Source organism: Paenibacillus sp. ACRSA, from assembly GCF_022346845.1.
In the GTDB taxonomy this organism is placed as follows: Bacteria; Bacillota; Bacilli; order Paenibacillales; family Paenibacillaceae; genus Paenibacillus.
The window spans coordinates 47,650-68,517 of sequence record NZ_JAKRNP010000017.1 but is presented as its reverse complement, the minus strand read 5'-3'; the positions used below and the strand labels follow the sequence as shown (position 1 = coordinate 68,517).

The window sequence follows — 20,868 nt, the reverse complement described above, 5'->3', positions numbered from 1 at the left end:
GATACGGAGGCACTTATGAATATTGAAAATATTGAAGCATTTGTATACATCAATCACTATGGAAGCTTCAATAAGGCTGCCGAAGTACTCTTTTTGTCCCAGCCTTCCGTGACCGCACGTATCCAGTCGCTCGAACGTGAACTCGGATGCAAGTTGTTTGACCGATTGGGCAAGCAGATTGTGCTAACGGAGGAGGGGCGTAAATTTCTCCCTTATGCACAGCAGGTGCTGCAAGTGATTCAGAAGGGCAGACAGAAAATCCAGCAACGCCGCACTACACCTGATGCGCTGCGTCTGGGGAGCACCGTTTCTGTCTCGAATTATGTCATACCCGATTTCTTGCCCAAGATTAAGGAAGCCTACCCGGAAGTCAGCATTAAACTAACGACGGCTCCGACCGACCAGTTGGTCGCCAAGTTATTGAATCAAGAAATTGATCTTGCTTTTGTACGTAAGGTCATGCATCCGGCAATTCGAACAGTTGCTTTTTATGAAGATCCGATCCAGTTGTATGTGTATAAAGGGCATCCGTTTATTGAACGTGGGCATGTCAGTATGGAGGCGATTCGAGAGGAGAGGTTGGTCTTCTTCGAATGCGGATCACTGGACTGGCTACGTATACACAGAGCTTTTGACTCACTGGAACACCCGCCGGATATTACATATCATGTGGATCATTCGGAAACGGCGAAGAAACTTGTTATGCAAGGCGCAGGTATTGCCTTTTTGCCTGCTCTTACGGTGAAGAAGGAAGTGGAAGAGCAGCAACTGTTCCCTATCCAGGTACACGAGGTTGCTGGGGTCTCCTTACAAATTAGTGTCGTTACGTTAAAAGAAGAACATTCTCCGTTTGCAGAACCTTTTGGGGAACTGTTGCGGCAGCTATAGCATTTTGGATATTCGTACTGCGGATCGTACGTTTGAACTCGAATGATTAATTTAGGGGGAACTTCACATGGGCATTCGTATTGGGATATTGGATCAGACGCCAATCTATGAAGGGGAAAAGCCAGCGGATGCATTTCGACATACGATTGAGCTTGCTCAGCGGGCGGAAGCGCTTGGATTTCATCGTTTCTGGGTATCAGAGCATCATGATTCAGAGCATGTGGCAGGCTCTTCACCGGAAGTGCTCATTGCCCATCTAATTGCTCATACCAAGCAGATTCGCTTGGGCTCCGGAGGTGTGATGCTTCAGCATTACACCCCTTACAAAGTGGCCGAGAATTTCAATATTTTAGCGGCACTCGGAGAGGGAAGAATTGATCTGGGTATTGGTCGTGCACCAGGAGGGCTGCCCCGCTCAACCCAAGCGCTACAACAGGGCATCCAAGATGCAGCCTCGCTTAAAGAGAAGATCGCTCAAGTAAGGAAATTTATTCATAACGAGCCTGAACAAGATCCGTCCCATCCTTTAGCTGGATTGAAAGCTTCACCTGTATCCGAAATTCCAGCCGAGTTGTATGTACTCGGGGCAAGTCCTGACAGTGCTGGTATGGCAGGAGAACTTGGATTGCCCTATGTGTTCTCCCTGTTTATTAATAGTAATCAAGAGGTGGCTCAAGAAGCCTTCCGAATCTATCGTGAGCAATTCGACCTTTCTACAGGGCGTGAGCCATATGCGGCGCTTGCTCTGTCGTTAATTGTGGCAGAGAGTGAGCAAGAGGCCGAGGAGTTGATCGGTGAGCATAGACCGATTAAGATTTTTTTGGAAAGTGGTAAGACGCTGACGGTACTTTCAGAGGAACAGGTAGCTGAATTTGCTAAACAAACGAATGAATCCTATCGAACCGAAGTGCTGGAACCAAGCGTGACCCGAGGTACGAAGGAAGTGGTGGGTAAAGCGTTGCGTGATTTCCAGCAAAAATTTGCTGTGGATGAGCTGATCGTAACGACGGCTACGCGTAATTTTTCTAAACGAATCCGTTCGTTTGAATTGTTGCGGGAAGCTCTGGAGGAGCAAGGATTATTGGGACATGTCGAAACCGCAAATGTTACGGAATCAGTGGTATAGCTAGGGCGAGTTTTCAAACACGTCCTAATCATTACAAAACCCGTACACGATCATGGAGAGAGGGAGCGATGATATGAGTGATCTGAAACTGTCTGAACAGCGTACAGGGCATGAATTACAGCAAGTGGAGCCAGAGCCTCATCTCGATCACAAGCCAGTAGCTCCTACAGAACAGGACGAAACATTGGCTGCTCGCTTGATTGAAATTCGGCGTCAGCTTCACCGTAATCCGGAGTTATCCGGAGAGGAATTCGAAACGACCGCAGCCATTCGAGGCTGGTTGGAAGAAGAGGGGATAACCGTTGCGACGGATTATAAATTGCGTACTGGATTGATCGCAGAGATCGGTGAGGGAGATGGCCCAATCGTTGCTCTGCGTGCGGATATTGATGCTCTGCCTTTACAAGAAGAGACGAAACTTGAATATGCATCCCAGGTTGATGGCAAAGCTCATGCCTGCGGTCACGATGCGCATACGGCTATTCTCATCGGTGCGGCACGGCTGCTCAAGCAGCGTGAAGCCCAGCTTCGGGGTAAGGTGAGACTTGTATTCCAGCCCTCTGAAGAGAAGGCAACAGGTGCAAGACAAGTCATTCAGAGTGGTGCGCTCAGCGACGTTGGTGCCATATTTGGTTTGCATAACAAACCGGATCTGCAGGTAGGTACAGTAGGCATTCGCGAGGGCGCACTTATGGCGTCAGCAGATGGGTTTGTTGTCAAGGTGGAGGGTGTAGGGACTCACGCGGCAGTGCCAGAGGCGGGCATCGATCCAATCGTCGTTGCTTCACACATCGTCACGGCACTGCAAGCAATCGTAAGTCGAAATGTTGGTGCGCAGGAAAGTGCCGTAGTCAGTGTAACTAAAATCCATAGTGGAACTGCATGGAATGTGATTCCTGATGAAGCAATTCTGGATGGAACGGTGCGTACTTTTGATGAGAAGGTACGGGCGCGGATTCGGGAACGTTTTAATCAGGTCGTCTCAGGTGTAGCGGCGGCTTATGGAACACGTGCATCGGTGCGCTGGATACAAGGTCCACCGGCAGTTGTGAATGATGCCTCGTTAGCGGCTGAAGCAGAACGGGTGGCTAGCCAAGTCGGATTGAAAAGTGTTAGACCATTGCCGTCTCCGGCAGGTGAGGATTTTGCCTTTTATCAAAAAGAAGTTCCGGGGCTATTTCTCTTCCTAGGTACTTCCGGACGCCATGAATGGCATCACCCGGCATTCGATCTTGATGAAAGAGCGCTCCCGCTTGGAGCACATCTCCTAGCAGCTCTTGCAGAACAGGCTCTTGAGAACCTACAGGCACAACAGCCGGTGGGTGACTAATTGCTCGACTAAAGGAATAGCACGAAATGTTAGAAAACAGATGGCAATAGAGTAGCCGATAAAGAATAGATTTTAAAGAACAGCTGCCAAAGAATAAATAATAAAAAGAACGACTTTGTAGGCTAATCCGCCTGTTCGGAGTAGGGAATCTGCCTGTTTACTGTACGTTTTCTTGCAAAAGGTCATGCCAAAAGGCTTTATGGACTAAGGGTTCCCATAAAGCCTTTTTGTGTTACTCACCACCGCACCGCGTGGTACTTATGATTATATATCGAAATATAACTCCTCAGCTTGAAGCGTTCGATTTCTTAATGATAACGTCCCCACTTGCATGCGCAGTGACCTGGCCATCCGCCTGCTCAATGAGCAAACGTCCATAACTGTCGACGCCTAAGCATTGCCCTTCAATCCATTCGCTGTTCTCCCGGTCAACCATGAATTGAATCTCTTCTCCAAAGTTAAACATTCGTTCTTGATACAGCGGGATCAGCGGCTCGAATCCATCCGTAATCCAAGATTGATGATAGTGCATTAGGCTCTGCACGAGCTGCTCTGCAAGTATCTCAGGACGAATCTCAGCGAATTCGGATAAGCATATGGTGGAGTAGGGCACATGCTCTGGTCGATATGCCACATTGATACCGATTCCGATGTACATCGCGGAGTGATCAGCTTCAACGAGCGTACCGGATAGTTTAGCTCCGTTAATGAGAATATCATTCGGCCATTTGATCTGCAGACGCTGATTGGCTGTAAGATACGGTTCAATAACATGATAAATCGCAAGCCCTGTCATCAATGCGATCGTTGGTCGAAGAGCCAGATTGGTGGATAGCGGCAAAACGGTAGTAAGTGCGAGGTTTCCCGGAGGTGTCTGCCATACCCTTCCGTATTGTCCTTTACCCGCAGTCTGATTCTGGGACATGACGGCGAAGCCTGGAGACTTACCGCTTTGGATCAGTCGCTTCGCTTCTATATTGGTGCTATCAATGGTGTCGTATTGTAATATGTCCATGGATGATCCCCCAATCATGTCTGATGCAACGCACCTGAACTAACGTTTGAATTATAACATGAACCTATCCCCGGACAAGAGAATTCCCTCTGTTCTGAATACTATGGATTGAAGTTGAGCGTTAGCCGGATACATCAATGCACAGGAAAATGGATTGTTTCATAACGGATAGAGCTCTTTTTTCTAAAATGGAAATATTTGTTGACGATCTGAAATGGCTATGCTATATTTTTCTCGTCTACTAATCGTAATAATTACGATTAATGTCGAATGGAGGAAAATAAGCTCACCTTTATATTCTGAGGATAAGAATAGGAGTAATCGCTGCGATGAAACAGGAGATCGAGTTTATCAAATTTAATCCGACCCAGAACATGACGATTCTGGTTCAGACGAATCATCCAGCCGAGAGCTACCCACACATTGCATCCCAACTGATGTCGTATGAACATGTGTACGCTGAACAGGTGGGATTCATTGAGAGATCCATGCAACAGGGAGCTGCTGCACATTTACAGATGGCGGGAGGAGAGTTTTGTGGCAATGCCTGTATGGCGCTGGCTGCACATATCGCATCAGAAGCTAGGCTGGAACAACATGATCAGATGCACGTTGTGCTTACGGCTTCCGGAACAGAGCAATTAATTGTGTGTCATGTGAAAAGGCAAGCCAGCGGATATGACTGCCAGGTGTCTATGCCAATCCCTGAACAGATTGAGCAACAATCCATTAAGTATGAAGGTATGGATCTGGAGATCATCATCGTGCGCTACCAAGAGTTTATCCATATCGTGATCGAAGTTGAAGAATTCGATGAGACGATGAAGAGAAGGGCTCAAGCCTTGGCTCGCTTACTTGGGCTAACGATGGGGGATAAGCTGATCGGTATTATGTTATACAAATCCCCGTCAGCGGAGTTAGCCCCACTCATCTATATACCTCAATTGGATAGTCTCATCTGGGAACGAGGGTGTGGTTCAGGTACGGCCTCCCTAGGAGCGTACCTTGCATGGAGCCAGCAACGAGATATCTCTCAGTACATTAAGCAGCCTGGTGGTGCCATTAAGGTGATAGCCAGGTGGCACGAAGCAGAACTTGGGAGCATTACGATTGAGGGAACGGTTGGCATTGTGGCACAAGGGAGAGCATTTATCGATGATCCAGTAAGCGTACTGTTACAGACACATCACACGTAACACGATGACAAGATGTAGGGGGATAAGAAATGGTCACATTGGTTCATTTTCAGAACTGTTTGCGTGAATACGCGATGAAATTCAAAGAGTTGGCAGACAAGTATGATCATACGCTGCATCATAGTTCAGAGCTTGAAGCTCTGATCAATCGCTATTCAGGGTTCGTGACAGATCCGGAGAACAAGGCAGCCTGGGAACAGCTTGCAGAGCAAGAACTGGACAGTCTCCATTCTCTCGTAGAGGAACTAAGGCAGCAGTCCGCCTACTGTGTAGCGATTATGGAGAAGTATCGTGCATTGCGATTACAGCGTGGCGATGTACAGATCGCGGATTACTTCAAGAACATCGAAGAATGCATTGATAAGGAGTTTGGCAGCTTTCACGTCACAGCGCAGTCCAAGGTATTGTTGGTGGGCTCGGGTTCATATCCCATGACTCCCTTGTACATCGCCAAGCGAACAGGAGCCGAGGTCGTGGGTATCGATATTGATGAAGAGGCAATTACGCTGGGACAGAAGGTTGTGGAGATCCTAGGAGCGGGCTTGAACATTCGTCTGGAACGCCTGTTGCTGGAACAGCTGGACTACACTCAAGAAGCAACACATATTATTTTCAGCTCTACGGTAGCGAATAAGTACGATTTGCTTGATCAATTGTATGACCTGACGAATGATCATGTCGTTGTAGCGATGAGATATGGCAACCAATTAAAATCCCTGTTCAATTATCCCATGCGGGAAACGGACAGTCGGAAATGGGAGCTCGCAGACACGGTGTTACGCCCTGACGATGTGTTCGATATTGCGCTATATCAAAAAGCATAGTTGTTACAACCACCTTTTACAAAAACGATTAAACCTGAACAGAGGTTGATCTTGCTTCGTTAGAGCTAGGAGCTAAGAGCGAAGGTGATTCTAATTTACAGGCAGTATGTTGAACCTTAAGGAGGCTCATATGGGAGGTTTTCAGCGAATTCTGATATCCGGAACAGGTCCTGTATCCATTCAGCTTGCCGTACTGTTCCAAACGTATCTCAACTGCTCCATCGGGATGGTGGGCAGAGAATCCGTTCGATCGGGATCGATATTTGCATCACTGGAACAGAACAACCAGCGCATTCAAGCGAGTATCCAAAATGAACAGCATCAACCGCTTGCTGGTGAGTGCACTGTCGATCAGGTGTTTCACGGCTACGATACCATTGAGGGTGAGTGGGATACGATGATTTTGGCTGTCACAGCAGATGCTTATATCGACGTATTGCGAGCAATGAAAGAACACTTCATTAAACAAGTGAAATGTATCGTTTTGGTGTCACCTACTTTTGGTTCCAATCGTCTGGTAAGCCAGTATATGAAACAGAGAAACGCGACTCCGGAAGTGATCAGCTTCTCTACGTATCTTGGAGATACCCGCTGGATGCACGAGCAACCGTCCAATCAGGTCATTACGACAGGAGTTAAGAAGAAGGTCTATATCGGTTCCACCCGATCTGCTTCTGAATATGTACACAACCTGTGCCGGTTGTACGACCGACTAGGAATTCACATGGAGGTCATGGCATCCCCGCTAGAGGCGGAAACGAGAAATATATCTCTATATGTGCACCCGGCTCTGTTCATGAATGACTTCTCACTTGAGGCGATCTTTGGGGAGTCCGATATCCAAACGTATGTGTACAAAATATATCCAGAAGGCCCGGTTACCCAATATTTGATTCGGGATCTGCGGGCTCAGTGGCAAGAGATCATGCAAATTACAGACAAACTCCATATTCAGGGAATCAACCTGCTGCAATTCATGACCGATGACAATTATCCGGTTCGATTAGAGAGTTTATCCCGCCACGATATCGAGAATTTTAATCAACTGCAAGCCATACATCAAGAGTATTTATTGTACATACGTTACACCTCATTGTTGATCGATCCTTTTTCTAAACCAAGTCCGGAAGGAACCTATTTTGACTTTTCGGCCGTGCCATTTCGGAAAATGTTTGTGAATCATGAGGGATATGTGGATATTCCCCGTATGCCCAAAGAAGATTATTATCGCATCAAAATCATCCAGGGTATTGCAAGACATATGGAGGTAAGCTGCCCGACCATTGATCAATTTATTGCTACATATGAGGCGAAGCTTCAGCAAGTAGCTCAAGCTCATAGTGGTCGGCGTTTATCCGATGCCTTTGACATTCAATCCTTTGCTGAGGACATTGAGATGATCTGCCAAGGAATTGCAAACCACAGGGATGGAATACATCACGATGTATAGCCTTGCTCCTTAGAGTCCGCAGTATAGTTACGAAGCATGCCGGCTGGCATGAATAAGTACATGAATAAGTACATGAATCAATTTCATAACTCATTAAAACGAGTTTTAAGTAACTAGATATAGCTAAATTGAACCGTTTTGATCCATATCTAGCTCTGATTGAAGCAGCTAAAGGTGTTATGAGATTGATTTCCATATCTATTTTTTTATCATCAGGAGGAAATGTTGTGAAGAAGAGTAGTCCAATCATTTATATGTTGATGTTGGTATCGATCCTAGTTCTTATTGCCGGTTGTGGGCAACCAAATGGAGCTTCGACAGAGTCAGCAGAGTCAGCCAACCTTGAAGTCAAGAACGAATTAATCTATGCGTCAGCCAAAGATATTAACGATATGAACCCTCACCTATATACAGGTTCCATGCCTGCCCAAGGGATGGTATACGAGTCTCTAGTGGAAAACACACCTGACGGAATTAAGCCATTGTTGGCTGAATCCTGGGATATCTCCGAGGATGGCAAGACATACACATTTCATTTGCGCCAAGGGGTGAAGTTTCATGATGGTGAGCCTTTTAACGCAGAGGCCGTGAAACAAAACATTGAAGCCGTACAGGCTAACGCTGAGAAACATGCCTGGATTAAACTGTCCACCAAAATTACGAATGTGGAAGTCATTGACGAGCACACCGTGGCGTTGACACTATCAGATGCCTACTATCCAGCAATGGTCGAATTGTCTATGACCCGACCATATGTGTTCATTTCACCGAAGGATTTTATTGACGGTGGAACCAAAGACGGCGTAAGCGGACACCATGGCACAGGGCCATACAAGCTTACCGCACATAAGGTTGAAGAGAGCGCTACTTTTGAAGCCAATGAAGAATACTGGGCAGGAGTCCCCAAAATTAAGAAAATCACGTCAAAGGTTCTTCCGGCAGGAGAGACCACATTTTTGGCACTACAAAAGGGAGAAATCAACGTTGTATTCACAGATGATCGGGGTGCGGACAGCATCGATGTTGAAGCGATGGAACGATTAGCTGAATCTGGCGATTATCAGGTTGTTCGAAGTGAGGCGATGAATACGAGCATGATCGTCGCTAATAGCAGTAGGCAAGGCAGTCCGGTACAAGAAACGGCAGTTCGGGAAGCAATCTGGTATGCCATTGACCGGGAGACGATCAGCAACGATATTTTCAATGGAACCCAGACGGTAGCGAACACACTATTCTCATCCAACGTTAACTATGCGAATGTCGATCTGAAGCTGCGAGAGTATAATCCAGAAACGGCAAAAGCACTATTGGATCAAGCAGGCTGGACAGCAGCAGAAGGGGGAGCTGTAAGAACGAAGAACGGTCAGTCTTTAACGATGAAACTATACTATGACAGCAACTCCTCCTCTCAGAAAATCCAAGCTGAAATAATCCAGCATGCAGGAAAAGAACTGGGGATTGGGCTGGAGCTTGTAGGTGAAGAATCCACTTCCATTGCGAATCGAAGAGCGACCGGGGAATATGATCTGTTGTTCAATCAGACCTGGGGACTGGCTTATGATCCTCAAAGCACCATTGCTGCGTTTACGTCCGATTCAGCGTACAAGCACACAACGAGTGGTATAGCACAAGCGAATGAACTGTATCGGAAGATCGACGAGGTTATGGTATCTACGGATGAGGCATCACGGAAGTCCTTATACGCCGATATTATGAAAATCGTGCATGATGAGGCGGTATTTATCCCGATTACGAACGGACGTGTGACAGTTGTTGCTCCCCAGAACCTGGAGGGCATTGGATTCAAACAGACGCAATATGAATTGCCTTTTGAACGGATGAATTTTAAATAGAGCGGAGATGGATATGGGAAGTTATATCGTCAAACGAATTCTGTTAGCTATCCCCTTACTGATTGTCATTTCATTTATAACGTTTGTGCTGATTAACCTATCGCCCTTGGAACCAGCAGTCGTGGTATTACAAGCACAGGAAGTTCCGCAGATTACGGCTGAGCTCATTGCCCAAACGAATAAAGAACTGGGTTTTGATCAGCCGTTTCTGATCCAATATATGAACTGGGCGATGGCCGTCATGCAGTTTGATTTTGGTCACTCGTATGTATCCGGTGAGTCTGTCTGGTCGCTAATTGGCCCAGCGTTTCTGAATACGTTGAAATTAACGTTAGTTTCCTCGGTATTTATTATTGCGTTATCGATACTACTAGGTGTGGTCTGTGCGATGCGGGAAGGAAAATGGCTGGATCAATCGGTCAGAGGCATTTCGTTTTTCCTTACGGCGATGCCGTCCTACTGGCTTGCAGCTATTATGATCTGGTACTTCTCCGTCAAGCTGGATCTATTGCCGACCAGTGGAATGGATTCGTATCACAGCTATATTCTGCCGGTTATTGTGATCACGGTTAGTTATACAGGCATTTATTTTAGAACCGTTCGAAGCTCCATGTTAAGCAATATGAATGAGGATTATGTGTTGTATGCGCGGGCAAGCGGTCTGAGTGAAAGGAAGGTCATGCTTCATATTTTGCGTAATTCACTGCAAGTGGCTGTATCGATCTTCTGTATGGCGATTCCAATTGTGCTGGGCAGCACCGTTGTTATTGAAAATGTGTTTGCTTGGCCAGGACTCGGCAGGCTTAGTGTGAAGTCTATTCTCAGCAGAGATTTTCCGATTATTCAGGCTTATGTGCTTATTTTGGCGGTCACCTTTGTACTGTTTAACACCCTTTCCGACATTATCAATGCTGCGATGAATCCAAGGTTAAGAAAGGAATTCTAATGCGAATACTGAAAAATCTGAGCAAAGACAAGCTTGCAATAACCTCGTTGTCCATCATCTTGGCTACGATTATTGTGGGCGTCTTTGCCCCTTTCATAGCACCGCATGATCCTGGAGCCGTAAACATGAAGCTTCGTTATGCTTCGTCATCCTGGACCTATCTGTTAGGCAATGATCACCTCGGCAGATGTGTATTATCAAGGCTCATTTACGGCATTCGTCCCAGTGTGTTATGGGTGCTCGTCGCTTTGGCGTTGTCTGTGCTGATCGGAGCCATTGTCGGCTTTGTAGCGGGTTATTTCAAGGGCAGAGTGGATGCGTGGATTATGCGAATCTGTGACATTATGCTGTCTTTCCCCGGTTATGTGATGACACTAGCTGTGGTGGGTATTTTGGGAGCCGGTCTGGAAAATATTTTGATTGCTTTTGTATGGATGAAATGGGCCTGGTTTGCCCGCGTCATTCGAACCTCTGTCATGCAGTTCACTGACATGGATTATGTGAAATTCGCCAAAGCTTCTGGCATACCTAACCTGAAAATCATCACCAGGCATATTGTGCCGGTTACCTTTGCGGATATTGCGGTCATCGCTAGTGGCGCGATGTGCTCCATGATGTTGCAAGTCTCGGGATTATCCTTCCTAGGGCTAGGTATTCAGGCACCTCATGCAGAGTGGGGCATGATGCTTAATGAAGCTAGAGAAGTTATGTTCTCTAGACCCGAATTAATGTTGGCACCTGGGCTGGCAATTGTGATCGTTGTGTCGGCATTTAATTTTTTATCGGATGCACTTCAGGTTGCTCTAGATCCTAAACTGATGACTTCGCAGGGTAAGTCTGTCCAGCATCACGAAAGCGAGGTGAGAAAGACAGCTTATGAATATAGTGGAGGTTAAAAACCTGAAAGTGTGGGACACCAATACAGGCAAAGTCATTATTCATGACAGTTCATTCGAAGTTAAGCAGGGAAGTTGCTTAGCGATTGTTGGTGAGAGTGGTAGTGGTAAATCTGTCACATGTAGGGCGCTAATGCGGCTGAATAAGCCGTGGATTCGTCAATCGGGCACGCTGTTGTTTCAGGGTGAGGATCTGAATGCGCTGACGGAACAAGAGATGAGGCGCAAGAGAGGCAAGCAGCTATGTATGATTTTGCAAAATGGTATGAGTGCATTCGATCCTTCCTGTGTGATTGGCGTCCATATTCGAGAGACACTGCAGCAGCATTTTGATTGGAATGTCCGTGAGATAGAGCGCCGAATCTGCAATGCGATGGAAAGTGTCATGCTGAAGAATCCTCTTGAGATCCTGAATCAGTATCCATATCAGTTGTCTGGCGGGATGCTGCAGCGGATCATGATTGCACTAGCATTGGTGCTCGAACCAGCTCTCATTATTGCGGACGAGCCAACCACAGCACTGGATACAATTTCTCAATACGAAGTGGTGGAACAATTAATTCAATTGCGTGAACGCATCGGCTGTTCCATGATATTTATCTCTCATGATCTGGGTGTTGTTAAGAAAATTGCGGACGATGTGATGGTCATGAAGGATGGAATCATTGTGGAGAGGGGCAGCATGCAGTCTGTACTGACGGAGCCAGCACATGCCTACACTCAGTATCTCGTATCTACCCGCTTGGAGCTGAGCAATCATTTCAAGACATTGATGCAGGAGGGCGTATAGATGCTGAAGGTGGATGGAGTGGGCAAATCGTATAACCAAGGCGGACTGTTCTCGAAACAACGACAGCAAATTCTCAGCAACGTTACCTTTGAGTGCAATCAAGGCGAATGTCTGGGTATCATCGGTGAGAGTGGGAGTGGGAAGTCTACCTTGGGACGATTGATTCTGGGCATTGAGAGGCCGGATCGTGGCCTGATCCAGTTTGAAGGAAGAAGTGTGAGTGATCGGCGCGTCCGGATCGGCAATATCAGCGCTGTGTTCCAGAATTATACGTCCTCTATGAATCCGTTTCTTACGGTAGAGGATGCCATTATGGAACCGATGCAAGCGCTGAAGAAGAGTGAGCAGGATATAGCGGGAAAGGTAGATCTGTTGCTGACTCAGGTTGGATTGGACTCCACCTACCGTTCCAAATATCCACATGAGCTATCCGGCGGGGAGGCACAGCGCGTCTGTATCGCCAGAGCAATCTCTACAGCTCCAAGGTGCATTGTATTTGATGAAGCGATCAGTTCTCTGGATGTGTCGGTTCAGATTCAGGTGCTTCAGCTATTGAAGGAACTGAAAGACATCTATAAGATGAGTTATGTCTTCATTACACACGATATTCAGGCGGCAGCCTATATCTGTGACCGGGTGATTATTTTCAGGGCAGGTCAGATCGAAGAAGTGATTCCTACCGAGCAACTCAGAGATGTTCAGTCAGATTATGCGAAGAAATTATTGAAACATCTTATTACATTTTAGGGGGTTATCCCGTTGTGAGCGGAGCAATGTCGTGGCCTTTTTTACGTTTGTACATATTGGTGCTTCTCTACTTCAGTGCCAATGCCATTCTTAATGTAATCATCCCGCTACAAGGAGAATTCTTTGGGGCTAGCAGCACAACCATTGGGCTAATCATGGGCGCGTATATGTTTACGACGATGTTTTTTAGACCATGGGCTGGCAAGATTATTCAAAAGCACGGGCCTATCAAAATCTTACGTATTATTCTGATTATTAACGGATTGGCTCTCGTTTTATATACGTTTACGGGTCTAGGTGGATATCTGCTTGCCCGGATTTTGCAGGGGATATCTACCGCGTTCTTTAGCATGGCTCTACAGATTGGTATTATCGATGCACTCCCGGAAAAAGATCGATCGCAGGGCATATCGTATTATTCGTTGTTTAGTTACATCCCGGGCATTGTGGGGCCAGTGCTCGCACTAGGTATTTGGCAGGCTGGCGGTATGGATTATTTCACGGTTGTGTTAATCGGAATTGCCATCTGTACGGGAGTCTTCGGTTATACCGCCAAAATAGAGAAAAATAAAGATCAGCCTGAAGGGAATGCACAGGATCAGTCTGTCAGTATGTGGGAGTCCTTTGGACAATTGGTGAAGAATTCACATTTGTTTCGTTGCAGCGTATTGATGCTTAGTGCATCCATTGTATTTGGAGCAATTACGACGTTTATTCCGCTCTATGCAAGTCAGATTCCGAGCGGTAATGCTGGCATCTATCTGATGCTTCAAGCGGGGACGGTGGTGCTGGCACGAATTGTGCTTAGGAAACGGATTCCTTCCGATGGACGATGGCATGCGCCATTTATCATGGGTACGATGTTTCTGCTCGCTTTAGCTGCGCTATGCGTAAGCATGTCGACCACAGGAGGGGTGGTTCCCTTTTATATCGGTGCGATTTTGATGGGCATTGCTCAAGCGATTCTGTATCCGACATTAACGACCTATCTGTCATTTGTATTACCTCAGCTGAACCGCAATGTATTGATCGGCTTGTTTATTGCGACAGCAGATCTGGGTATTTCTCTCGGTGGTGTAATCATGGGGCCACTGGCTGACTTATTTTCCTATTCAATGATGTACATGATCTGTGCTATTCTGGGAGCGGTGATGATCGTTTTTGCCTATGAACGGCGTAATGCGGTTACGGGTACATCTGTGAGCTGACTTCCAGAGAAAGTAGGTACGATGCATTGAAGGATTCTGAAATTGTGACATCCCATGGAAAGTTAAACCCGGCATCCTTATCTTTTTTTCGGTTTTATATGCTGGCCTTTTTATTTTTTGCAGCCAATGCTGCGCTGACCATTATTCTGCCTTTACGGAGCGAGGCAGCGGGGTTAAATCAGGCGGAGATTGGTCTCATGATGGGGGCATACATGTTCACGTGTATGCTATTAAGACCTTTTGCAGCGCAACTGCTGGGCAAGTATGGGCCGCTTCGTGTCATGAAGGGGTTACTGCTTCTGCATGCGGGAACGCTGCTGTTGTTTGTTGTGTTTGGTGTGGAGGCGTATCTGTGGCTGCGGGCATTGCAGGGTGTGGCAACAGCGTTTTTCTCGATGACGATGCAAGCGGGGATTGTAGAGAAGCTTGAGGATAAAGACCGTGCGCAAGGCTTGTCCATGTACACCTTATTTACGATGGTTCCCACGCTAGTGATCCCGATCCTTGCCATTCAGATTTGGGAGAATGCCAATGATCTGTGGTTCACTGTACTGATATTGGGGCTGGCTGCACTTCCCTTATTGATTGGTTACTCCGTGGATCTGCCCCAAAGTACAGTACAGAACAAATCGTACACTTTGGGCGATATGCTGCGTTCATTCAGCGGCATCTGGCGTAGTACACCCCTGTTAATTAGCAGTATAGTGATGCTCTTTGCTTCATGTGTGTTTGGAGCAACGGCGACGTTTCTTCCCTTGTATATGGTGTCCACGGGAGCAGCGAGTGCTGGGCTGTTTCTAACGATTCAAGGCTTAGTGGTTATTCTGTGCCGGTTCATCCTGCGCAAAAAAATCCCGTCGGACGGGAGCTGGAGTACCTGGCTGATGGCAGGATTACTGCTAAGTGCAGCACTGGGAACGCAGTTACTCAGCCTGCTGGAGACGATCGGATCACTCGTATATCTCTCGGCAGTGTTTAGCGGTTTTGCCGTAGCTTTGCTGTATCCAACATTGACGACTTATCTCTCCTTTGTGCTGCCTGCGGATTCCAGATATGTACTTATGGGCATCTTCATGTCGTCGTACGATCTGGGCTTCTCTCTCGGCGGACTCGCCATGGGCATCATTGTGCAAGTAAGCTCGTATTCGACGATGTTTATGATCTGTACACTGCTCTCCGTGGTGGCCTTGGTTCTGGTCGTGTTATTCCGTGAGCGGATGGAAGCAGGCAATAGGGACAGGTATGTGGTGGCGAACTGAACAGCAGAGTGAGTAGGTGTTTGTTTATATTTTTCTAGTGAAGACTTATGAACTGAAATTTCCTAGATCTATCGTTAGGTAGAAACCGCAGGAGAACAGGGCATAAGCCTTTTTTTTTATTCAAGATCAGGACCATATTGTAAAAAAAAAATTTGACAACAGCGACGAACAGGATTATAGTCTTTCTTGTTAATAGTAATAATTACTATTAAGGTTCATTAAGATGAACTGTACCTATAAGGAGTAGATATGCATGACACAAAAGCAAGTGCCGGTAACTGTACTCAGCGGTTACCTCGGTTCAGGTAAAACGACGGTTCTGAATCATATTCTGCATAATCGGCAAGGCTTGAAGGTTGCCGTGATTGTTAACGACATGAGTGAAGTGAACATTGATGCCGCATTCGTTCGAGGAGAAGCGACACTCTCGCGTACGGAAGAGAAGCTGGTGGAGTTGTCTAACGGCTGTATCTGCTGCACCTTGCGGGATGATCTGATGCAGGAGATCGAGAAGCTGGTAAATGAAGGCAGGTTCGACTATATCCTGATCGAATCAACGGGGATAAGTGAGCCAGTTCCTGTAGCACAGACCTTTACATACGCCGATGAAGAATCGGGTATTGATCTGACCCGTCTAGCTAAACTGGATTGCTTAGTAACCGTGGTCGATGCTAACCGGTTTTGGCATGATTTTGCGTCAGGACAGAGTCTTCTGGATCGGAATCAGGCTACCGGGGACGACGATACGCGTGATGTCGTAGACTTGTTGATCGATCAGATTGAAACGTGTGACGTACTGCTGCTGAACAAATGTGACCTAGTCGATGATGTGGAGTTGAATAAGCTTGAAGGTATCATTCGCAAGCTACAGCCTCATGCCAAAATTATCCGTACGGTGAACGGTCAAGTTCAGCCGTCTGAAATTTTGAACACAGGCCGCTTCGACTTCGAACGAGTGAGCATGTCTGCTGGATGGATTCAGGAACTGGAGAAAGAGACTCATACACCCGAAACCGAGGAATACGGCATAGGTTCCTTTGTGTACCGCCGGAGAAAACCATTCCATCCTTCCCGTCTAGCGGAATTTATGAGTTATTGGCCGGAAGAAGTTGTACGTGCAAAAGGTTTGGTCTGGCTTGCAGCTGAAGGAGATGTGGCAGCCAGTCTTAGCCAAGCCGGGCCATCCATCCAGTTTGGACCTGCGGGACACTGGGTAGCAGCGTTGCCGGAAGCGGATCGGGAAGAAATATGGCAGAGTGAGCCTGAGGTTCGAGCGAAGTGGGATGCCCAGTGGGGGGATCGCCAGACTGAGCTAGTAATGATCGGGATTGAGATGGACCGAGCCATCATAGAAGAAGAGCTGGATCAGTGTTTACTTAGTGATGATGAGATGCAATCCGATTGGACAGGGTTTGATAATCCACTGCCATGGCCTGTGGACGCCGTGGTTTAGAAGATAAGCTGAAACGATAAGGAGATGTAAATATGGCCAAAAAGTCAAAAGTTGTTCGTGAGAAAAAACGTCAAGCCATTGTAGCTCGATATGCAGAGCTGCGCCGTGAGCTCAAAGAAAAAGGAGATTACGAAGCGTTGCAGAAACTACCACGCAATGCCTCTCCTACTCGATTGAAAAATCGTTGTGAGGTTACAGGTCGGCCAAGAGGATACCTACGCAAATTCAAAGTATCACGGATTGTCTTCCGTGAACTGGCTCACAAAGGACAGATCCCGGGTGTGACAAAGTCAAGCTGGTAACGAATATGCCTATGTGTTCATAAGCGTGTTCATAAGTCGGTTTGGTTGTCTGTATTAGACCAGTTGGGGAGGTAATACCATGCTAGACTCCTTTACCGTTTGCCGAATTGAGTCCATACTGGACGGGTATATCCATGAGAAAGTACCTGCACCGCTGCGAACGATGGTGAAGTTGACCTATCGTATGGATCAGAATGAGCTAATTCTGACCGAAGAAAGACCAGCCCAGGAGCGTTACCGATGGGACAAGCTGGATATTGCCAGATTCGAGTGGGATGAGCATCGCTGGAAGGTGTTTGCCAAGGATAAGCATGATCGCTGGGATACAGTAGATGCGATACAACCTTGCCAGCATTTTGAGGATTTACTTGAACAGGTGGAACGAGATGAAGCAGGCGTGTTTTGGCGCTAATGCTTAGAACGGATAAATGCCGCTGCAATCCATGCAGCGGCATTTTTATTTTAATCATTTCCATCGCCAGTGAGATATGAACACGACATACATTGTAGTAAGCTGCTAAATGAACATACATGCATTACGTCCAGTTTAGATACTACACTTCGTATAAAATTTCCCCTGTACGTGAAACATCGTAGCCTTCAAACGTTTGCAGTTCCTGCCTAAATTCGGAGGATTGCAAGATACGTAATACCGAGTCTACCCACGCTTCGTTTCCTTGTTTTCTAAGCATAACTAGATCGTATCGTTCCTGCACAAGGGGGATAAAATCAACCTGGCCAATGAGCCGAACGGCCTTCTCAATTCCCACCCCTACATCAGCTTCACCTGTACTAACTTTCGCTGCGACGCCCATATGACTGGTTTCCTCTATATCGTATCCCGTCAATTGGGAGGGGGAGATGCCGTGGAGACGAAGCTGCTCATCCAGCAAAACCCGCGCGCCAGACCCCTTCTCACGATTAGCCAATCGGAGATCAGGCTGGTTCAGGTCACGCCAATCCTTAAGGCCACGCGGATTACCCCGTGGTACATAGAGGCCAGCTGGGCGTGACAGCAGGTTCACCACTACGTAAGACCAGCCAATCAAGATTTTGCGAATATAGGGTAAGTTGTACTCTCCTGTATCTCCATCAAGCAAATGAGTGCTGACGAGATCCGATTCACCGCGATACATCGAAATTAATCCGTCTAGGCTGCCCATGAATGAGCGGAGGGGACGGATATTCTGCGTTTGTTTCTCCATATGGCGCATGAGAATATCTAGGCTCACATCCTGACCCGTAATGACAAGATGGCGGGCAGACAGGTGGTTCTGCTGGGAGCTTGTAGGAGGATATACAGTCACGGTAGATGAAGAGCCTGGTGCGGATACCGGATGTAGAACCAAGTCTGTGTTCATTAAATCGGTATCCTTGTCGCCTGAACCTTGTGAACGAGCTGCTGATTCCGCGGCAGCAGTTCGATTAATGCCGGATTGGAGCTGTTTGGAGCGATGTTTATATGCCTCCAGATCGGTGGCGTCCACTCTCATCTGTTTGCCTACGCGGTAAGCAACAAGGTCTCCTTTTTTGATCAGGTCATAGACCGTCAGCTTGGATATTTTGAGTAGCTTCGATATTTCTTCGGTCGTATAGGATTGCTCCTCCGTCATTAGTGAAGATCCTCCTTCAAAGGTATATAAAATAAATAAATGTATACATAGGACACTCGCCATTTCGATGGCATAGTATGATGAAGTCATTTTCAAGAGAGAAAGGTATAGATGTATTTTAGGGTTAAATCATTTTTCTTCATCTATGGTATCGCATGATTCGTCTTAATCGATGTCTCTTGTACTATACCATTAATTGAGGGGAACCATAAACCAGAGAGCGTGCAATCATCCGATCTAAACGTCATTAAAAATAGAATGTGAGCTATGTCACCTTCCCATTTTAACGCTCTTGTGTATAATGAATTATAGTTAATTATATCTAGTTATAACGAAACATAACATTGGGGGAGAAAGAATGAGACAGAGAATCGGATATGTACTGGGAAGTATGTCACTTGGACTAGCTCTTGTATTGAGCGGATGTGGGGCGAACACAGGCACTCCAGATGCGTCCTCGGCAACGGGGTCCGCGGCGTCTACTACAGCATCAGGGGAGAACAGTACAACAGAGAATGTGGATCCGCAGGAAACGGTGGAGTTAACTATCTCGGCTGCTGCAAGTCTGACGGATGCGATGAAAGAAATTGAGACAAGCTTTGAAGCGGCTAACCCTAACATTAAACTGAATTTTAACTTTGGTGCTTCGGGTGCGTTACAGCAACAGATTGAGCAAGGAGCGCCATCTGATATTTTTGTCTCCGCTGCAAGTAAAAACTTAAATGCTCTCGTGGAAGAGAATTTGATTGCTGAAGCAGATCAGCAAAATTTACTCCAAAACTCATTAGTGGCTGTTGTCTCTGCTGATCGTGCGAATGAAGTGAGCAGTGAGAAGGATCTTACCTCAGATACAATTAAAACCATTGCGATCGGCATTCCAGAAAGTGTACCTGCAGGTACGTATGCCAAGGAAGCATTGACCAATGCGAAGATGTGGGATCAACTGGAGAGCAAGCTCGTACAGGGTAAGGATGTGAGACAAGTATTACAGTACGTTGAGACGGGGAATGCAGATGCTGGATTTGTATATAAAACAGATGCGTTGACCTCTGATCAGGTGAAGATTGCGTTTGAAGTAGACAAAAATAGCTACACACCAGCCAATTATCCAGTAGGAATCATTGAAGGCACGAAGCACCGGACAGAAGCGGAACAATTCTATACGTATTTGCAATCACCTGAGGTACTGGACGTGTTCGCCAAATACGGGTTCTCCATTCCGGAATGAATGTTAACGCCATAGACTGGTCGGTATTTTGGTCGCCGGTTCGACTATCGCTTCAGGTCGCTCTTCTATCCAGTGTCATTGCTGCCGTGCTTGGGATTGTTGTAGCTTGGAAGATGTCGCGTGCTTCGTTCCGGGGCAAAATTTTTCTGGAAACGTTCTTCATGCTTCCGCTTGTATTACCTCCAACCGTCGTTGGGTTCCTGTTACTTGTGCTGTTAGGACGTAAAAGTCTGCTTGGTCAATGGATTGAAGCCATCTTCTCGGCGCCAGTCATCTTCTCATGGTGGGCTGCGGTTATAGCTGCTGTTGTGGTCGCCTTTCCACTGGTCTATCAAACGATGAAATCTGGATTTTCCGGAATTGATCGGGATCTGGAAGCAGCAGGTCGATCCATTGGTGCGAATGAGTGGCAAGTATTCTGGTACATTTCCCTGCCATTGGCTGGTAGAGCATTGATGACCGCATTTATATTGGGGTTTGCTCGAGCTCTCGGTGAATTCGGCGCTACACTGATGATTGCAGGTAATATTCCAGGCAAAACGCAAACGGTGCCTACGGCAATCTATGTTGCTGTGGATTCCGGGAATCAGACGATGGCATGGGCGTGGACATGTACCATTGTCGTGATCTCATTTATGATGCTGTTCCTGACAAGACAATCGCGAAGCAGTAATGATTGATCCATGAAACGACAGGAGGAAATTAAGCAAACCCGCTGAAGAGGAAAGTTGTTTCCTTTAAGCG

At 46.7% G+C, this 20,868-nt stretch carries 20 protein-coding genes; 18 read left to right on the top strand and 2 right to left on the bottom strand.

The genetic code is table 11. The annotated features are described in order from the left end of the window. Positions 1–15 precede the first annotated feature (15 nt). The 3 genes from MH215_RS26585 (at position 16) to MH215_RS26575 (ending at position 3,344) form a co-directional block, all read left to right on the top strand. Positions 16–888 (top strand): LysR family transcriptional regulator, encoded by an 873-nt coding sequence (locus tag MH215_RS26585; protein ID WP_145049735.1) that lies wholly within the window; start codon positions 16–18, stop codon positions 886–888. Positions 889–955: 67 nt separating this feature from the next. After that, entirely contained in the window at positions 956–2,014 is a 1,059-nt protein-coding gene (locus MH215_RS26580; RefSeq protein ID WP_239293995.1) for an LLM class flavin-dependent oxidoreductase, read from the top strand. Between the two features lie 73 nt (positions 2,015–2,087). Further along, the gene (locus MH215_RS26575; protein ID WP_239293994.1) at positions 2,088–3,344 is read left to right on the top strand and encodes an amidohydrolase; all 1,257 of its coding nucleotides are present in this window, start codon (positions 2,088–2,090) and stop codon (positions 3,342–3,344) included. Positions 3,345–3,630: 286 nt separating this feature from the next. Here the strand turns inward: MH215_RS26575 and MH215_RS26570 are convergent, their stop codons facing one another. Continuing rightward, complete coding sequence (locus tag MH215_RS26570) at positions 3,631–4,359, bottom strand: biotin--[acetyl-CoA-carboxylase] ligase (RefSeq protein WP_239293993.1); 729 nt, start codon at positions 4,357–4,359, stop codon at positions 3,631–3,633. A 329-nt stretch (positions 4,360–4,688) separates the two neighbouring features. On the opposite strand from MH215_RS26570, the gene MH215_RS26565 reads away from it, so the two are divergent. From MH215_RS26565 to MH215_RS26505, 13 genes are all read left to right on the top strand, one after another. Next, entirely contained in the window at positions 4,689–5,555 is an 867-nt protein-coding gene (locus tag MH215_RS26565; RefSeq protein WP_239293992.1) for a histidine racemase CntK family protein, read from the top strand. A gap of 29 nt (positions 5,556–5,584) precedes the next feature. Next, positions 5,585–6,379 (top strand): SAM-dependent methyltransferase, encoded by a 795-nt coding sequence (locus tag MH215_RS26560; protein WP_239293991.1) that lies wholly within the window; start codon positions 5,585–5,587, stop codon positions 6,377–6,379. Between the two features lie 130 nt (positions 6,380–6,509). Then, on the top strand, positions 6,510–7,829 hold the full coding sequence (locus tag MH215_RS26555) for an opine metallophore biosynthesis dehydrogenase (RefSeq protein ID WP_239293990.1): 1,320 nt from the start codon (positions 6,510–6,512) through the stop codon (positions 7,827–7,829). Between the two features lie 254 nt (positions 7,830–8,083). Continuing rightward, positions 8,084–9,682: a staphylopine-dependent metal ABC transporter substrate-binding lipoprotein gene (gene cntA, locus MH215_RS26550; RefSeq protein WP_239294013.1), complete on the top strand. Its 1,599-nt coding sequence runs from the start codon at positions 8,084–8,086 to the stop codon at positions 9,680–9,682. Between the two features lie 13 nt (positions 9,683–9,695). Beyond that, on the top strand, positions 9,696–10,628 hold the full coding sequence (gene opp1B, locus MH215_RS26545; RefSeq protein ID WP_239293989.1) for a nickel/cobalt ABC transporter permease: 933 nt from the start codon (positions 9,696–9,698) through the stop codon (positions 10,626–10,628). Continuing rightward, the gene (gene cntC, locus MH215_RS26540) at positions 10,628–11,524 is read left to right on the top strand and encodes a staphylopine uptake ABC transporter permease subunit CntC (RefSeq protein ID WP_239293988.1); all 897 of its coding nucleotides are present in this window, start codon (positions 10,628–10,630) and stop codon (positions 11,522–11,524) included. The genes opp1B and cntC overlap by 1 nt, the downstream gene beginning before the upstream one ends. Further along, a complete protein-coding gene (cntD, locus tag MH215_RS26535) occupies positions 11,505–12,314 on the top strand; it encodes a staphylopine uptake ABC transporter ATP-binding protein CntD (protein ID WP_239293987.1) in 810 nt (269 codons plus the stop codon). The genes cntC and cntD overlap by 20 nt, the downstream gene beginning before the upstream one ends. Next, positions 12,315–13,061, top strand: coding sequence for an ABC transporter ATP-binding protein (locus tag MH215_RS26530; protein WP_239293986.1), 747 nt, complete (start codon positions 12,315–12,317; stop codon positions 13,059–13,061). It abuts the gene before it with no gap. Between the two features lie 14 nt (positions 13,062–13,075). Next, a complete protein-coding gene (gene cntE / locus MH215_RS26525; RefSeq protein ID WP_239293985.1) occupies positions 13,076–14,269 on the top strand; it encodes a staphylopine family metallophore export MFS transporter CntE in 1,194 nt (397 codons plus the stop codon). A gap of 26 nt (positions 14,270–14,295) precedes the next feature. Beyond that, complete coding sequence (gene cntE / locus MH215_RS26520; RefSeq protein WP_343224616.1) at positions 14,296–15,528, top strand: staphylopine family metallophore export MFS transporter CntE; 1,233 nt, start codon at positions 14,296–14,298, stop codon at positions 15,526–15,528. Between the two features lie 253 nt (positions 15,529–15,781). Continuing rightward, a complete protein-coding gene (locus tag MH215_RS26515) occupies positions 15,782–16,981 on the top strand; it encodes a GTP-binding protein (RefSeq protein WP_239293984.1) in 1,200 nt (399 codons plus the stop codon). A gap of 32 nt (positions 16,982–17,013) precedes the next feature. Next, on the top strand, positions 17,014–17,283 hold the full coding sequence (gene rpsN / locus MH215_RS26510) for a 30S ribosomal protein S14 (RefSeq protein ID WP_128103379.1): 270 nt from the start codon (positions 17,014–17,016) through the stop codon (positions 17,281–17,283). Between the two features lie 79 nt (positions 17,284–17,362). After that, positions 17,363–17,695 carry a DUF3024 domain-containing protein gene (locus MH215_RS26505; RefSeq protein WP_239293983.1) on the top strand — a complete coding sequence of 111 codons (333 nt, stop codon included), beginning with the start codon at positions 17,363–17,365 and terminating at the stop codon, positions 17,693–17,695. Between the two features lie 142 nt (positions 17,696–17,837). Here MH215_RS26505 and MH215_RS26500 read toward each other — a convergent pair whose 3' ends face one another. Beyond that, entirely contained in the window at positions 17,838–18,896 is a 1,059-nt protein-coding gene (locus MH215_RS26500) for a substrate-binding domain-containing protein (RefSeq protein WP_239293982.1), read from the bottom strand. Positions 18,897–19,254: 358 nt separating this feature from the next. Here MH215_RS26500 and modA point away from each other — a divergent pair, with 358 nt between their 5' ends. Both modA and modB read left to right on the top strand, forming a co-directional pair. Further along, the gene (modA, locus tag MH215_RS26495) at positions 19,255–20,124 is read left to right on the top strand and encodes a molybdate ABC transporter substrate-binding protein (RefSeq protein WP_239293981.1); all 870 of its coding nucleotides are present in this window, start codon (positions 19,255–19,257) and stop codon (positions 20,122–20,124) included. Continuing rightward, positions 20,121–20,804 (top strand): molybdate ABC transporter permease subunit, encoded by a 684-nt coding sequence (modB, locus tag MH215_RS26490; RefSeq protein WP_239293980.1) that lies wholly within the window; start codon positions 20,121–20,123, stop codon positions 20,802–20,804. The genes modA and modB overlap by 4 nt, the downstream gene beginning before the upstream one ends. Positions 20,805–20,868: the final 64 nt, after the last annotated feature.